The sequence below is a fragment of the Nannocystis pusilla genome (genome assembly GCF_026626665.1).
In the GTDB taxonomy this organism is placed as follows: domain Bacteria; phylum Myxococcota_A; class Polyangia; order Nannocystales; family Nannocystaceae; genus Nannocystis; species Nannocystis pusilla.
The window spans coordinates 1,934,240-1,950,149 of sequence record NZ_JAPNKE010000002.1 but is presented as its reverse complement, the minus strand read 5'-3'; the positions used below and the strand labels follow the sequence as shown (position 1 = coordinate 1,950,149).

Sequence of the window (15,910 nt, the reverse complement as noted above, 5' to 3'; positions counted from 1 at the left end):
GCGTTACACTCGCGGCCGATGCACGCCCCTGACGCCCGCGCAGGCGACCGCCGATCCCGGCGGCCTGCTCCGAGTCGGTGGTCGTGCGGCCCCGCGTGGGGTCTCTTCGCGGCAGGGGTCTTGCCGCTGACCGCCGCGGCCGCCGGTCCGGCCGTGCCTGCGAGCGCGGCCAGCACGGCGAGCCCGACCGCGAGCTCCAGCGCAGGGCCCGCGGGCCCCGCCGCGCAGGAGCGGCGCAGCGTCACCATCGCCGCGCTCGAGGTCCGCGGCACCGAGCAGACCCCGTCGGCGCGGGTCCTCGAGATCCTCGCCGCCGAGGGCCTGCGCCAGGGCGAGACCTTGCTGTGGCCCGAGGACGCGCGGGTCCAGCGGGCGCGCCTGCGCCTGCTCCAGACCGACGCCTTCGAGCGCGTCACCCTGCGCCTGCGCCCGCTCGCCGGCGAGCCGGGCAGCGTCACCTTGACCGTCGACGTCGAGGAGCGCAGCTCGCTCGAGGTCACCGACCTGTACCTCGGGACATCTCGCTTCACCCCCTTCCGCGGCGGCGTCCAGGCGCTCGAGCGCAACTTCCTCGGCCGCGCCCTCCACCTCGGCGGCGGCTTCGTGTGGGGCAGCTTGCCGCGGCAGGTCCCGCGCAGCCGGCGGCAGCAGGCCTTCCGCCTCCACCTCGCCGCCCCGCGCCTGCGCGGCAGCCGGTTCGGCCTCGCCGGCACCGTCTACGTCACCTCTGCGAGCGAGCCGTACCGGATCGCCGGCCGCACCGACGATCCCGACCCGTCCCTGTTCCGCACCGTCGACTACGGCCGGATCGGCGGCATCCTCGGCACCACCTTCAACGCCGGTAACCGCCTCGTCTTCGGCCTCGACTACCGCTTCGAGCGCGTGGGCGCCCAGCTCCCCGTCGACCCGACCTACACCTCGCCGCTCGGCGAGTCGCGGCCGATCGACCTCGAGCTGCACGCCGGCGTCCACCGCCTCACCTCCTTCAACTTCGGCCTCAACTACGACGGCCGCGACGAGGCCGCGCGGTTCGGCAAGGGCGCGCGGGTCGCCCTCGACCTCCAGCTCAGCTCTCCGCTGGTCGGCAGCGAGTACGAGTACATCAAGCTGGTCGCCGGCGGCGCCTACAGCTTCCGCCTGCCCTGGGGCCACTGGATCACCCCCAGCGTCGTCGCCGGGCAGATCGCCGGGCGGGCCCCGCGGTTCGAGCGCTTCTTCGCCGGCGACCTGAGCGACTGGACCCCCGGACGCGAGCTGGGTCTCATCTACACCACCCGCAGCCCGGTCGACGTCTTCAATACCGGCGTCGACCGCCGCGTCCTCGGCTCGTTGTTCGCCCGCTTCGACCTCGAGTACGTGTGGCCGCTGTTTCAGCGCAACCGCGTGCGCGGGATCAAGGCCGGCTACCTCGTGTGGTCGACCGGCATCTTCACCTTCGCCGGCGACGCCGCCGAGCGGGCCCTTCACCGCGCCGCCGGCGAGTGGGCCGCCCCGATCGGCTTCAACGCCAACTTCGGCCTGCGCCTCGAGACCGTCGTCGGCGCGCTCGAGTTCAGCGTCGGCAACGTCCTGCGGAGGACCCCGCTGTGAGACGGCGCGCCCTCCTCCTCGCCGGCCTCTCGCTGCCGCTGCTGGGCGCCAGCGGCCTCGAGCTGCTGCGCAACCGCCGGGCCAAGTTCGAGGAGGTCGGCGACGGCGTGCTCATGACCGTCGCCATGCCGGAGCTCTTGCCCACGCGCGACGTCGACGCCATGGCCTCGCTCGAGTCGGCGTTCGCCACCACCCTCGTGTTCGAGATCGTCCTCTACCGCGCCGGTCACAGCGTCCCGGTCGACCAGCGCTCGCGCGTCGTCAAGATCCAGTACAACCCCTGGAAAGAGCGCTACGTCGTCACCACCAGCGATCCGGGGCGGGCCCTGCAGATCCGCTACTACACCGAGCGCGACGAGGCCATCGCCCGCGCCACCACCCTCGACCGCGTCCGCGTCGGCCGCGTCAGCGCCCTCCAGCGCGGCCCCGACGCCGTGTACTTCGCCACCGTCGTCGGCCAGCGCAACCCGATCGACCGCGACCTGCTCGCCCCGCAGTCGGGCGACGAGTGGGACCGCGGCCAGGGCCGCGACCTCTCGGTCTTCTCGCGCTGGGTCGGCATCTTCGTCCGCGCCACCCAGAGCGCCGAGCAGACCTTCGCAATAAAAACCGTCCCCGGCTTCTATCTGGTGTCGTCATGAGTCCGCGCGGCCCCAGCGACGACGACGCCCCGCGCCCGCGGCCGGCAGACGCCCCACCGGGCGACCGCGCCGCCGATCCGTCGCGCCCGACCCCGGGTGCGCACGACGACCTCGCAGGATCCCCCGCCCGCGACGACCTCGCAGGATCCTCCGCTCGCGGCAACCGCGACGCCCTCGCAGGATCCCCGGCCCGCGACGACTTCGCAGGATCCTCCGCTCGCCGCAACCGCGACGCCCTCGCCGGAACCTCCGCTCGCGGCGCCCCCGACGACCTCGCAGGATCCTCGTCGTCCTCCCCGCAGCAGGGCCCGCGCTCTGCCGCCCGCGAGTCCTCGCGCCCGCTCGGCAAGCGCGAGCCCTCGCGCCCGCTCGCGCGGCCCGCCGGGCGCCCGCCCTCCGCCGTCACGGCCGCCGCGCGGCCCGAGTCTGCCGCGCACAAGTCCTCGACCGACGCCCCGCAGAAGTCGTTCGCCTCGTTCGCCCGCTTCTCGGTCCCTGACTCGCGGCCCTCCGATCTCTCGCGGATCCGCATGACCCGGATCGGCCAGCGGATCGTCGCCGCCCCGCGGGTCCCGTGGTGGGGCCGGCTCGAGTCGCGGGTGATCACCGCCCTCGTGTGCCTCGGCATCCTCTGCGTCGGCGCCTCGGCCTACCTCGTCGCCCTCACCGTGCAGTACTTCGAGGGCATCGTCGGCTCGGCCACGCAGAAGAGCGACGACGCGGTCGCCCTCGCGCTGCCCTTCTACGACGGCTACGTCAAGGCCCGCAAGGAGACCTACCGCGCCCGGCTCGAGGCCATGGCCCGCGAGGTCGAGCTGGCGTCCGCGCGCGGCGAGATCGCGGCCGACGACCCCGCCGCCCTGCGCGAGCTCCTGCACGAGCTCCTGCGCCGCGAGGCCGACCTCGTCGAGCTGCAGGCCCAGGGCCCGCCCTCGGCCCTGGCCGAGCGGCGCGCCCTCCTGCCCGAGGACGAGGGCGCGCGGATCTGGGTCATGTCGGGCCCTGTCCCCTTGAACATGTCCTCTCCGACAGGCCCGATCGACCAGGCCAGCCTGGCCGCCATCTTCGCCCTCGACCCGGCGCTCGACCGCGACTACCAGTCGCTCGGCATGATCAAGCGCGGCCTCGACTACGTCACCGTCGACGGCAACGTCGTCGATCGCGGCGAGCTCGAGCGGGCCGTCTACCGCGCGATCGGGGCCGCCAGCGCCCTCGTGCTGATGGTCGCCTTCATCGCCGGCTTTTTGCTCGCGCGGGCCACCACGCGCAAGCTCAGCATGCTCAGCGACGCCATGCTGCGGGTCGCCGGCGGCGATCTCCTGGCGCGGGTGCCCGAGCTCGGCAACGACGAGCTCGGCCAGCTCGGCGCCGCCTTCAACGGCATGCTCGACGAGCTCGCCTCGGCCCAGCGCAAGCTCTCGTACCTGCAGCGGGTCGGCGCCTGGCAGGAGATGGCGCGGCGGATCGCCCACGAGATCAAGAACCCGCTCACCCCGATCCAGCTGGCCGCCCAGCAGCTGCGCGAGAAGGACCCCGGCACCGACGAGAACTTCTCGCGCCTGCTCCGCTCCTCGGTCGAGATCGTCGAGGACGAGATCGAGTCGCTGCGGCGCATGGTCACCAGCTTCTCGCGCTTCGCCAAGGTCCCCGAGGCCCAGCTCGAGCCGACCGTGGTCGCGCGGATCCTCGCCGAGTTCGAGCGCGCCTACGGCCACCTCACCGAGCGCGAATCGGATGTCCTCGAGGTCATGCCGGCCCCGCCGTCGCTCGTCATCCTCGGCGATCGCCAGCTGCTCAAGCAGTGCCTGGTCAACCTGGTCGAGAACGCGGTGCTGTCGCAGCGGCAGCGCGGCCCGGTCCACGTGCGGGTCACCGCGCGCCCGGCCGAGGGCGAGCCCGGGTTCGTCGAGCTGCGGGTCGACGACAACGGCCCCGGCATCGAGCCCGAGCGGCGCGAGCGGGTGTTCGAGCCCTACGAGTCGACCCGCAAGGAGGGCACCGGCCTCGGCCTGGCGATCGTCAAGAAGGTCGTCCTCGATCACAACGGCGAGGTGCGGGTCGAGGACAGCGAGCTCGGCGGCGCCGCCGTGGTGATCCGGCTGCCGCTCCATGAGCCTCCCGGGTGACCGCGGGCGGCTCCGCGGCGAGGGGCAGATCTGCGCAGCGCGCCGGCCCCTTCGGCCGCGCAAACAGCGCGGCGCGCGGACCGACTCTGACACCGCCCGGGCGCGGGCGTACGCGCCTCGTCCGGCGCCCGATCCGGCGCAGACTCCACGCGGACTGGACTGCCCGGCTTGTGGCCGCCGGGGTATCGTAGGCCCGCTCGGCTCCAGAGCTCTCGCGCATGACCTCCGCTGACACCGATCTCGGGTTCCCGACCAAGGGCTCGCTCAAGCGCGTGCCGTTCTCCAGCTTGCTGCGCGACATCGGCGGCGCCGGCGTCACCGGCAGCCTCTACCTGATGAGCGGGGACACCAAGAAGGTGGTGTTCTTCGTCGACGGTCGGCCCACCGTCGTCCGCAGCAACCTCGCCAGCGAGTTCCTCGGCCAGGTCCTGACCGATCAGGGCCTCATCACCCAGGAGCAGTGCGACAACACCCTCGAGGCCATCCGCCGCACCGGCAAGAAGCAGGGCGAGCTGCTCGTCGAGATGGGCATCCTCTCCGAGCACAACCTGCGCTACGGCCTCGAGGAGCAGCTGCGGCGCAAGCTGTTCGAGATCTTCGCCTGGGAGGAGGGCCGCTTCCAGTTCAAGGAAGGGGCCGAGCCCGGGCTCACCGGCACCCCGCCCGCCGGCACCACCGAGGCGCTGATCCTCGCCGCGATCCAGGAGCGCTTCACCGACGAGCGCGCGCGGAGGCCCTGCGCCCGTACGCCGACAGGTACCCGACCCAGAGCCCGAAGTGGACCGGCGACGCGGCCGGCCTCGAGCTCTTGCCGGAGGAGCTTACTTCCTGCGCTGCATCGACGGCAGCCGGACCACCGACGAGCTGCTGTCGCGCCGGCCCGACCTCGAGGTCCCGCAGCTGTCGACCTTGTTGCTCGGCCTCATCAGCGCCGGCGTCGTCGACGCCCTCGAGACCAAATCGCCGCGCCGCCTGGCGCCCCTGCGGCCCAACCTGACCCCGCCGACCGTGCCCGAAGAGCAGCTCGCGCCCGGCTTCGAGGTCCTCTCGACCATCGGCGAGTACGAGGACACCCCGCTGCCGAGCCGCCTCCCGGTCGACCTCGGCGCCTCCTCGAGCCGCAACCCTCGCGTCCCGCTGCTGCCGACCGAGGACGAGGAGATGTTCCGCGGCCTCAACGTCGACGAGAGCATCGTCACCGACCCGCGCAACCTGCGGGCCAAGCTGCAGGCCGCCGCCAGCCGCGAGATCATCCCCCGCCCCGCGCCCGCCGTTGCGCCGGTGCTCACCCCCGCCCCCGCCGCGGCCGACGTCTCGGGCTCGTTCGACTCCGAGACCGACTTCAGCGACCTGCGCGACGGCCCCGAGGACTCGGTCCGCGCCGCCGTCCCCGCGCCCGCCCCCGCGCCCGCCCCTGCCCCCGCGCACAAGCTCGGCCCGCCGCCCGGCCTCTCCTCGCTGCTGCGCAAGGACACCCCGGCACCCGTCCCGCCGGCCGAGGCCGCCGACGTCTCGCACACCTCCGCGGTCATCGCCCTGCTCGACGACCCCGAGCTGCCCGACGACCTGCCCGACCCCGACGACCTCCTCGGCGACGAGTCGCTCGCCGGCGTCGCCCTCCCCGACGAGCCCCTCCCCGACGAGTCCCTCGCCGGCATCGCCATCCCCGACGAGCCCCTCCCCGAGGAGTCCCTCGCCGGCCTCGCCATCCCCGACGAGCCGCTCCCCGAAGAGTCCCTCGCCGGCCTCGCCATCCCCGACGAGCCGCTCCCCGACGAGTCCCTCGCCGGCCTCGCCATCCCCGACGAGCCCCTCCCCGAGGAGTCCCTCGTCGGCGTCGCCCTCCCCGACGAGCCGCAGGAGTCGGCCGACGGCGACGAGCCGCTCGAGGACATCGAGGAGCTCGAGGAGCTCGACGACGACGAGATGATCGAGGACGAGGACGCGGCCGACGAGGACGCGTCGGCCGAGCCGCCAGTGGCCGCCGCCGCCGACGCCGACGAGCCGAGCGGCGAGACCGACGACGCCCTCGCCGACCTCGCGGGCCTCGCCGGCGAGCAGGACGCCGAGCCGCCCCCCACTCTGGCGCCCGTCAGCCTCGCCCCCGAGTCCCTCGCAGACCTGCCCGAAGAGCCAGGTGACCTCGGCGACCTCGCCGGCGACAGCGCCCTCCAGGCCCCCGCGCCCGTCAGCCCCGACGCCGGCCTCGCCGCCGACGCCGGCCTCGATCCCGACGACCTGCTCGGCGGCGTCGACGACGACCTCCTGCTCGGCGACGCCGACGAGCCGCTGCCCGACCTCGACGACCTCGACGGCCTCGACCTCGGCGACGACCTCGGCGATCTCGCCGGCGACCTCGGCGACGACCTCGACGGCGCCCCGCTCGATCCCAACGTCTCCGGCGATCTCTCCCTGTCGGTCGACCTCGCCGACCTCGGCGATCCCAACGTCTCCGGCGATCTCTCGGCCGAGATCGGCGAGGACGAGGACGAGGACGAGGACGAGGCCGAGGCCGAGGAGCTCGACCCGCTCGACGAAGAGCCCGAGCTCGGCGACCTCGGCGGCGACGCCGGTTACGCCGACGAGCCGATGCTCGCCAGCGGCGAGAACACCTTCGTCGGGGCGAGCGACGAGGGCGGCGGCGCCGACGGCGGCGCCGAGGCCTACGCGGCCATGCGCTACGGCGAGGCCGAGGTCGCCATGCGCGAGGGCGACTACGACACCGCGGTCGCCCTGTTCGAGGACGCGTACAACACCGGCTTCGACACCGCCGACCTGCACGCCCACCTCGCCTTCGCCCGCTACCGGGCCAGCGGCGGCGACCCCGAGATCGCCCAGAACTCGCTCGACTTGCTCGACTACGCCGAGGGCATCAACCCCAGCCTGGCGATCCTCCACGCCTACCGTGGCGCGATCTACGTCGGCATGGGCTCCCCCGACAGCGCCCGCGAGTGCTTCGAGCGCGCGCTCTACCTCGACCCGTACTGCGAGCTCGCGCTCGAGTACCGCGACGCCGAGTAAGCCGGCGCGACCGCCCAGGTCGCCTCGTCCGCGGAGTCGTCCCCAGGGACGGCCCCGCGGAACCACATGTCTCTCGAGACATCCGCGTCGCTCGCCCGCACATGTCCCTTCGGACATCCCTTCGACATGCCCGGCACATGTCCCGCGAGACATCCTCGTCGGGGCTTCCCGATCGTCGGGGCGCAACATGTCCCCGGGTCATCCCCCCGGCACATGTCCCTTCGGACATCCCATCGACACCCCCGGCACATGTCCCGCGAGACATCCTTGTCGGGGCCCCCCGATCGTCGGGGCGCAACCTGTCCCCGGGTCATCCCCCGGACATGTCCCTTCGGACACCCCATCAACCCGCACGGCACACGTCCCGCGAGACATCCTCGTCGGGGCACCCCGATCGTCGGGGCGCAACATGTCCCCGGGTCATCCGCCCGGCACATGTCCCTTCGGGCATCCAAGCGACACGCCCGGCACATGTCCCGCGAGACATCCTCGTCGGGGCACCCCGATCGTCGGGGCGCAACATGTCCCCGGGTCATCCGCCCGGCACATGTCTCTTCGGACATCCTCCCCGCCCGGCCGCCGCGTCTCTCTCGGCTGTCCCTCCCCGGGCGCTCCACGCCCGCCCGCCCCGTGTCCCTCGTCGCGCCTCGTCGGGCCCGGCGTGGCCTCGCGCCGCGCCGCTCGCTTGCGCCGCGGCGCGCCTCGGCCAGCCTGGCCCGATGCACCGGAGCTCGTCCTGCTGCTCGCTCGTCCCGCTCCTCCCCGCCGCCCTCCTCGCGCTCGCGTGTCACCGCAGCGAGCAGGTCGCCCTCGCGCCCGCGCAGGAGGTGGCAGCGCCGGTCGAGCCCGTCCCCCAGCCGCAGCCTGCCCCGCCGCCGCCCGCACCGACCGCCGATCCGCGGCTGCGCAAGATCGCCGAGCAGGTCTACACCTTCGCTTACCCGCTCGTGCTCATGGACCTCACGCGCCAGGTGATGACCGTCCAGACCCCCATCAACACCTTCCAGCACCTGCGCGCCTACCCCAGCGCCAAGTTCCGCGAGGTCGTCAGCCCCAACGCCGACACCCTCTACTCCTCTGCCTGGCTCGACCTCGCCAAGGAGCCGATCGTCCTGAGCATCCCCGACATGGGCAAGCGCTACTGGCTCATGCCCATGCTCGACGCCTGGACCCGAGTATTCGCCTCGCCGGGCACGCGCACCACCGGCAACAAGGTCCAGCACTACGCCGTCGCCGGGCCCGACTGGCAGGGCGAGCTGCCCGAGGGCCTCGCTCTGCTGCGCGCGCCGACCGACACCGTCTGGATCATCGGCCGCACCCGGGTCACCAGCGAGCTCGACACCCTCGCCGTCCACAAGCTGCAGGATCAGTTCAAGCTCACCCCGCTGTCGGGTTGGGGACCGATGGCCGTCGCGCCCGAGCCGCCGCCGTTGACCTCCGGCGTCGACATCGGCACCCCGCCGCCGCAGCAGGTCGCCGCGATGCCCCCCGAGCAGTTTTTCGCCCGCGTCGCCGAGCTCTTGCCCGAGAACCCGCCGAGCGACGCCGACGCTCCCATGGTCGAGAAGATGCGCGAGCTCAAGCTCGTCCGGGGCACCCCGTTCGACGCCGAGGCCCTCGGACCCGCGGAGCTGCTCGCCCTGCGCGAGGGCGTCGCGGACGCCCGCGCCGAGCTGGCGGCGGCCGCTCGCCACTTGCCCGGCGAGAAGGTCAACGGCTGGCGGATCTTCACCGACACCGGCCAGTACGGCGTCGACTACGCGCGGCGGGCCCTCGTCGCCGAGATCGGCCTCGGCGCCAACCTCCCGCAGGACGCCCTCTACCCCGCCACCAACGTCGACGGCAACGGCGAACCGCTGACCGGCGCCCACCGCTACGTCCTCCACTTCGACAAGGGCGAGACCCCGCCCGTCGAGGGCTTCTGGTCGCTCACCCTCTACGACGAGCACCACTTCTTCGTCGACAACCCGCTCGACCGCTACGCCCTCGGTGACCGCAGCAAGCTGCGGCGCAACAAGGACGGCTCGCTCGACATCTATATCCAGCAAGAGACGCCCGGCAAGGCCCGCGAGGCCAACTGGCTGCCCGCCCCCGCCGGCCACTTCAACCTGATCATGCGCCTCTACTGGCCCAAGGAGCCGGCCCTGCGCGGCGATTGGGTCCCGCCCCCGGTCGCGCGCATGCCGTGAGCACGGCCCGTCCCGAGAGACACCTCGCCGCTCCTCGGCCCGCCTGTCCCGAGAGACACCTCGCCGCTCCTGTCCCGAGAGACACCCCGCCGCACCTCCTCGGACCTGTCCCGAGAGACACATCGCTGCGCCTCGGCCCGCCTGTCCCGAGAGACACCCCCGCCGCGCCTCGGCCCGCCTGTCCCGAGAGACACCCCGCCGCGCCTCATCCGCGGCCGGAGACAGACATCGCTTCCCGCGAGCGACACGAGGCTGCGCGCACGGGCAAGGCTGCGCGGGAGCGATCGGAGCCCGCGCCGCGCGGCCGTCTGCTCGCCTGTCCCGAAGGACACCCGCTCACGGTCGCCGCGGTCGCGCGCCGGTTCGCTGCTGCAACCCCAGCAACGGCTTCTCGCCTGCGTCGGTGCCCGCGCCGGCCCGCCTCGCCTGCCGCTCTCAGACGCGAGCCTCCGCGCGCGAGCGCCCTCGCCCGGGCGCGACGCGTGAGAGCCCGCCTCGCTCCGCGTACACCCGCCGAGGACCGCAACAACAGGCCGCGCTCGAGCTCGGCCGGGAGCGTCGATGATCATGACCCGACACCTTGCGACCCTCGCCGTCCTCCTCGCCGTCGCCGGCGCCTGTCCCTCTCCCTCCAAGCCGGCAGCCGGCGGCGACCCGCTCTTGCCCGCCGGCGACATGCAGGACGGCCCGCCCGGAGGCTTCGACAAGGGCGTCGTCACGGCCACCTCGGAGGTCGCGGCCGACGCCGGCCGCCAGATGTTGCGGCTCGGCGGCAACGCCGTCGACGCCGCGGCCGCCGTCCAGTTCATGCTCAACGTCGTCGAGCCGCAGGCGTCCGGCCTCGGCGGCGGCGGCTTCCTCCTCGTCTACATCGCCGCCGAGGACAAGACCTACGTCCTCGACGCCTCCGAGCGGGCCCCCGCCGGCGCCGCCCCGGACATGTTCGTCAGCCAGCCCGACGCCGAGGTGCGCGGCTCGTCCGGCTACATCGTCGGCGTCCCCGGCACCCTCAAGGGCATCGCCACCGCCCTCGATCGCTGGGGCACCCTGCGGATCCCCTCCGTCATCGGGCCTGCGCTCGCCGCCGCCAAGAACGGCGTGCGCGTGCACCCGCTGCTGGCCGAGGACATCCGCAGCGGCCGGCTCGACCACGAGCTCGGCGACCCCGCCTACGACGAGGCGCGCGCGGCGTTCCGCCCCGAGAACACCCCGCTCGTCGACGGCGACACCCTGATCCAGGGCGACCTCGCCCGCACCTTCGAGATCATCGCCGCCGGCGGCACGACCGCCTTCTACGACTGCGACGACGACTCGGGGCTCGCCCAGGCCATCGTCGAGGCCCAGCGAGCCACCCGCGAGGCCAACCCCGACGGCGTCGGCAGCATGACCTGCGACGACCTGCGGACCTACGAGGTGGTGATCCGCAGCCCGCTCAGCCGGCCGTACCGCGACTTCACCGTCGTCACCACCCCGCCGCCCTCGGCCGGCGGCGTCGCCCTCCTGCAGATGCTCGGCGTCCTCGAGCGCTTCCCGATCGGCGGCGAGGACATGGGCCCGAGGGACAGCCAGACCCTCAACCTCGAGCAGGAGGCGATGCGCCAGGCCTACGCCGACCGGGCGCTGTGGATCGGCGATCCCGACGTCGTCCGCGTGCCCGTCGCCGGCCTGGTGTCGACCGCCTACATCGATCAGCGCTCGCAGTCGATCGAGCTCGGCGTCCGCATGCCGGAGATCGTCGCGGGCGACCCGCGGCAGTTCGACCCGACCATCCGCCCCGACGGCATGATCGCCCCCGTCACCGGCGGCCCGCGCGACGTCGGCGGCCACACCACCCACTTCAACGTCATCGACAGCGCCGGCAACATGGTCGCCTGGACCAGCACCCTGTCGTCGGCGTGGGGCTCGGGCCTGATGGTCCCCAAGTTCGGCTTCATGCTCAACGACTCGCTGGCGAATTTCAACCACCGCCCGACCCGCAGCAACGATCCCGCGGCCATCGACCCCGGCGCCAACGACCCCGCGCCCAACAAGCGCCCGCTCAGCAGCGTGGCGCCGACCCTGCTGTTCGCCGACGGCCGCCCCGTCGCCGCCTACGGCGCGGCCGGCGGCTCCACCATCCCCAGCACCATGCTGACCCTCACCCTCGGCCTCGTCGACCACCGCGAGACCTTGACCGAGGCGATCGCCGCCCCGCGCCTCACCCTGCAGAACGGCAGCAGCACCGCGGTCACCGGCGTCGAGCCCGGCCTGATGCTCGACACCCTCGAGCCCCTGCGCAAGCTCGGCTACTCGTTCGACCTCGTGTTCAAGCTCGGCGCCGCCCAGATCGCCGTGCGGTTCCCGGAGACCGGCGAGACCTACGGCGCCGCCGACCCCCGCCGCGTCGGCGGGGTCGCCGGCCTCGGGCGCTGACCCTCGGGGCATGTCTTTCCAGACATGTCCACAAACACATGTCCGCACGGACATGCCCTTCGGGGCATGTCCGCTCGCTCAGGCGAGCTGCGCCGCGGTCGCGGTCATGATCGGCACCGCGAAGTCGACCAGCGCCCGGGCCGGCAGCAGGTGGCAGGTCGCCTGACCGATCGGCCCGCTGCGCCCCAGCCCGGCCGCGAGGAAGCCCTCCACGATCGTGCCGAAGAACCGCTCGGGCCAGTCCTTGATGCCGTTGTTGGTGTCGAACTCCTCGACGTCGAGCCACACCCGCGCCCCGCCCTGCAGCACCGGCACGCGCACGTGGGCCAGTCGCTTGCCCTCCATCGGCGCGACCGCCTCGGCGTAGTGCAGCAGCGTCACTTGGTCGAGGTCGGACCCGACCAGCAGCACCTTGCCGTCCACGTCGCACAGGCGCGCCAGCGGCGAGCCCTCGCCGAGCCCGTAGTTCGGCCCGTGATCGCGGGTCAGGAAGTCCGCGCGCGCCCCCACGGCCCCCATGCGCATGCCGGCGTTGGCGCTGCAGCGCACCCGCGGATGGCCGCGGAAGAACTCGGGCAGGACGCCGAAGTCGCGGCTGGCTCGCGTCAGGTAGGGATCGAACGGCGGACAGTGCTCCTCGATGAAGCGCTCGTCCTCGGGCGGATACAGCCCCCGGCCGAGGTCGTCGTACGGCGACGGGCAGCCGAGATACACCATCATCGTGCCCGCCTCGCCGAGGCTCTGCAGGATCGCCGCGATCAGCGTATCGGGCCCGCCGAGCAGCGGTCCGACCGCGCGCAGCGACGCGTGGACCATCACGGTGTCGCCCGGCACGACGCCGAGCGCCGCGCAGTCGCGCGCGAGCGTCTCCTGGGTGATCCGCGGACAGACGAGGTTCACGGCCGCTCCTGTGCGCCGACGATAGGCCGGACCCGCGCCGGCGACAAGCGCAGGGCCCGGGTGTTACAAGCAGACATGGACCCGCACGTCCTCGATCTCGGGACCCACGTCGGCCCGACCCTCGTGCGGCGACAGTTCCTCGACGCCCACCCGCGCGTCGGCGACGCGCTCGAGCAGGCCCACGCGCGCATCGTCGTGTTCGAGCCGGACGAGCGCGCCCCGCCCTTCTTCCCCGCCGTCCAGCGCGCCCTCGACGTCGCGCGCACGGCGGTCCCCGCCGACATCTTGCCGCTGTTCGTCGCCCTCGTGGTCCTGCCCGACCTCGTCGAAGCCTGCGGCTACGACTTCTCGCGCGCCCACGCGGCCCTGCCCGCGCTCGCGTGCCCGCGCGGGGCCTTCCTCGGCTACATCGCCCTCGGCGAGGGCGGCGGCCTGTTCTTCGCCGCCGACGGCCGCCTCGGCACGCCCACGCCCGACGCCGTGCTCGCCGTCCTCGCGCGCGCGTCCGCGGCCCCGTAAAAAAGCGACGACCTCGGGAGCCGCGCCCTCGAGGTCGCCCTCGCCTCACCGCGTCTGCGGCCTCAGATCGTCGGCGTCACGCCGAGCTCGGTCAGCAGGTGGTCGGCGCCGTCGACCGCGTCCATCACCCACAGCACGTAGCGGATGTCGACGTGGATCGAGCGGGTGATCGGCGGCATGAACACCCAGTCGCTGGCCATCGCCTCGATGTTGCCGTCGAACACCAGGCCGGTGAGCTCGCCCTTGGCGTTGAGCGTGGCCGAGCCGGAGTTGCCGCCGGTGATGTCGAGGTCGGCGAGGAAGTTGACGGGCACCTCGCTGAGCTCCGGGGCCACGTAGGGCCCGAACTTGCGCGCCGCGATCGCGTCGAGGGCCGCCTTCGGGGCCGCGAACGGCTCCTCGCCGGTGTTCTTGCGCACCATCTCGGACACCGTCGTGAACGGCTTGTAGACCGTCGCGCCGGCCGACGGCGAGTAGCCGCGGATCGTCCCGAAGGTCACGCGCAGCGTCGAGTTGGCGTCGGGCGCCAGCGAGCCGTTGTGGTAGGCCCGCAGCGCCTCGATGTAGCGCGGACGCAGGGCCGCCATCGCCCCGGTCGTGGCCTCGCCCTGCTTCTTGTGCGCGTCGACCATCGGCTTGAGCTTGAGCGCCAGCTTGACGAACGGGTCGCTGCTGGCCTTGACCGTCTTGGCGCTGGCCGCCCGCAGGGCCTCGAGCCGGACCACCGCGTCGCCGAGCTTGGTGCCCTTGTAGAGCTTGTCGAGCGCGCGATCGATGTCGTTGTCGGTGATCGTGCCCTTCTTGCCGACGATCGCGGTCAGCACCTCGGGGCGCTCGGCCTCCGGCAGCTTGGCCGCGCGCTGCAGGTACAGGCGGAACACCGCGCGATCGAGGTCGGGGTGGTAGTTGGCCTGCAGCGCCTGCATCGCCTGCTCGAGGTCCCGCTCGTCGCGGGTCTGCATGCCGAGCTTGCGCTGATCGTCGGGCTTGGCCCGCTCGTCGGCCAGGCGCACGATCGTGTCGGCAGCGCCGAGCAGCAGCGAGCCGCGCACCAGCTCGTCGTGGGCCGCGTCGCGCTCGCGCGTCTTGGCCTTCTCGCTCGTCAGCGTCGCCATCTGCGCCAGCACGTCGCCGTACTTGGCCTTGCGCGCCTCGTCGCCCTCGATCCACTTCTGCAGCTCGCCCTCGATGCGGGCCTTGTCGGCCGCGACCCCGCCCTTGACCAGGCCGTCGCGCATGCCGCGGAAGTTGAGCAGGTAGTTGTGGAGCCCGCGCAGGCGCGACGCCCCGGCGATCTGCGCCTTCGGGTCCTGCTTGCCGATGCCCTCCATCACCGCGATCAGATCCTCGTAGAGCTGGATCTGCCGGCTGTAGTACCAGTCGGCCGCCTGCTGCGCCTCGGCGGCGGTCTTGAGCCGCTGCGTGCGGCCCGGATAGCCCGCCACCATCACCAGGCTGCCCTCGGTCGCCTTGTCGGTCGCCACCTTCAGGTGGTGCTTCGGCTTGAACGGCACGTTGTCCGGCGAGTAATCGGCCGGCTGCCCGTCCTTGCCGACGTACGCGCGCAGGAACGAGAAGTCGCCGGTGTGTCGCGGCCAGCGCCAGTTGTCGATGTCGCCGCCGAACACCCCGATGCCCTCGTGCGGCGCGTACACCAGGCGCACGTCGCGGAGCTCGGTCTGCTCGATCTGGAAGAACTGCGCCCCCTCGTAGAAGCTCGCCACCGTGCAGCGCACGCCGGTGCGGCCGCCCTCGCACGCGCCCACCAGCTGCTTGCGGCGATCCTCGATCTGGCCCGCACGCTTGTCGTCGCCCACGCCCTCGAGCCCGCCGAGCACCTTGTCGCTTACGTCCGTGAACGCCGTGGTCACGAACACGCGCGCCGCCGGGCCGCCCGACTTCTCGTCGGCGCGGGTCTTGGCCAGGTAGCCGTTGTCGAGCAGGTTGTTCTCCGGCGTCGAGTTGGCCTGCAGGTAGCGCGTCACGCAGTGGTGGTTGGTGACGATCAGGCCCTCGGGCGACACGAACGAGGCCGAGCAGCCGCCGAGGCTGACGATCGCGCCGAGCGGGAACGCCGTCGGGTCGGTCAGCGCGGCCGGGTCGTAGGCGAGCCCGAGGCTCTTCAGCGTCTCGGCGTGGGCCGTCATCTGCCCGGGCATCCACATCCCGCCGGGGTTCTCGAACTTGACGGCGGGCGTGGTCGGACCTGTCTCTTGGGCCACGCTCTCGCCGCCGCCGTTCGGACTGGCCGAATCGGCGCCCTTGCCGGCGCAACCGGCGATCAGGAGCACGAGGGTGAGGCTGGAAGGCAGCGCGGCGGGGAGGGTGCGGAGCATTCCGGATGGGTATCAGATCCGCGCGGCCGCGGCGCGAGACGCTCGCGTGACCTCCCCGGGTGAAGGGCGCTGAAACCCCGCAGCGGCAGGCGGGACGCGGGCGGCCCGCGCGACCGCGTACGCGGCCCCGGTGCGCCTCCGCGCACGGACTTGCCCCGCGCGGCCCCTGAGGTTTA

General features: G+C 73.1%; 9 protein-coding genes and 1 pseudogene. 8 read left to right on the top strand and 2 right to left on the bottom strand.

Going from position 1 to position 15,910, the window contains the following annotated elements; all coding sequences use genetic code 11:
* Window positions 1-18: 18 nt before the first annotated feature.
* The 7 genes and pseudogenes from OV079_RS08640 (at window position 19) to ggt (ending at window position 11,979) form a co-directional block, all read left to right on the top strand.
* A complete protein-coding gene (locus OV079_RS08640) occupies window positions 19-1,590 on the top strand; it encodes a BamA/TamA family outer membrane protein (RefSeq protein WP_267767369.1) in 1,572 nt (523 codons plus the stop codon).
* A complete protein-coding gene (locus OV079_RS08635) occupies window positions 1,587-2,231 on the top strand; it encodes a DUF4390 domain-containing protein (protein ID WP_267767366.1) in 645 nt (214 codons plus the stop codon). The genes OV079_RS08640 and OV079_RS08635 overlap by 4 nt, the downstream gene beginning before the upstream one ends.
* On the top strand, window positions 2,228-4,357 hold the full coding sequence (locus tag OV079_RS08630; protein WP_267767364.1) for a sensor histidine kinase: 2,130 nt from the start codon (window positions 2,228-2,230) through the stop codon (window positions 4,355-4,357). Before OV079_RS08635 ends, OV079_RS08630 begins: the two co-directional genes overlap by 4 nt.
* Window positions 4,358-4,575: 218 nt before the next feature.
* Window positions 4,576-5,052, top strand: a pseudogene (locus OV079_RS57475) (DUF4388 domain-containing protein); the annotation flags it as partial.
* Window positions 5,053-5,134: 82 nt separating this feature from the next.
* A complete protein-coding gene (locus OV079_RS08625; RefSeq protein ID WP_267767362.1) occupies window positions 5,135-7,378 on the top strand; it encodes a tetratricopeptide repeat protein in 2,244 nt (747 codons plus the stop codon).
* A gap of 719 nt (window positions 7,379-8,097) precedes the next feature.
* Complete coding sequence (locus OV079_RS08620; protein ID WP_267767361.1) at window positions 8,098-9,567, top strand: DUF1254 domain-containing protein; 1,470 nt, start codon at window positions 8,098-8,100, stop codon at window positions 9,565-9,567.
* A gap of 567 nt (window positions 9,568-10,134) precedes the next feature.
* Window positions 10,135-11,979 carry a gamma-glutamyltransferase gene (gene ggt, locus OV079_RS08615; RefSeq protein WP_267767359.1) on the top strand — a complete coding sequence of 615 codons (1,845 nt, stop codon included), beginning with the start codon at window positions 10,135-10,137 and terminating at the stop codon, window positions 11,977-11,979.
* A 78-nt stretch (window positions 11,980-12,057) separates the two neighbouring features.
* Here the strand turns inward: ggt and aac(3) are convergent, their stop codons facing one another.
* The gene (gene aac(3) / locus OV079_RS08610; protein ID WP_267767358.1) at window positions 12,058-12,879 is read right to left on the bottom strand and encodes an aminoglycoside 3-N-acetyltransferase; all 822 of its coding nucleotides are present in this window, start codon (window positions 12,877-12,879) and stop codon (window positions 12,058-12,060) included.
* A gap of 75 nt (window positions 12,880-12,954) precedes the next feature.
* Between aac(3) and OV079_RS08605 the strand changes: the two genes are divergently transcribed.
* A complete protein-coding gene (locus OV079_RS08605; RefSeq protein ID WP_267767356.1) occupies window positions 12,955-13,398 on the top strand; it encodes a hypothetical protein in 444 nt (147 codons plus the stop codon).
* Between the two features lie 62 nt (window positions 13,399-13,460).
* On the opposite strand, the gene OV079_RS08600 is transcribed toward OV079_RS08605, so the two are convergent.
* Entirely contained in the window at window positions 13,461-15,734 is a 2,274-nt protein-coding gene (locus tag OV079_RS08600; protein WP_267767355.1) for a S46 family peptidase, read from the bottom strand.
* Window positions 15,735-15,910 lie beyond the last annotated feature (176 nt).

Excerpts from the sequence above, each read along its gene's own strand:
- OV079_RS08640 (WP_267767369.1), top strand. The coding sequence starts at position 19 with ATGCACGCCCCTGACGCCCGCGCAGGCGACCGCCGATCCCGGCGGCCT.
- OV079_RS08630 (WP_267767364.1), top strand. The coding sequence starts at position 2,228 with ATGAGTCCGCGCGGCCCCAGCGACGACGACGCCCCGCGCCCGCGGCCG.
- OV079_RS08620 (WP_267767361.1), top strand. The coding sequence starts at position 8,098 with ATGCACCGGAGCTCGTCCTGCTGCTCGCTCGTCCCGCTCCTCCCCGCC.
- ggt (WP_267767359.1), top strand. The coding sequence starts at position 10,135 with ATGACCCGACACCTTGCGACCCTCGCCGTCCTCCTCGCCGTCGCCGGC.
- OV079_RS08605 (WP_267767356.1), top strand. The coding sequence starts at position 12,955 with ATGGACCCGCACGTCCTCGATCTCGGGACCCACGTCGGCCCGACCCTC.
- OV079_RS08600 (WP_267767355.1), bottom strand. The coding sequence starts at position 15,734 with ATGCTCCGCACCCTCCCCGCCGCGCTGCCTTCCAGCCTCACCCTCGTG.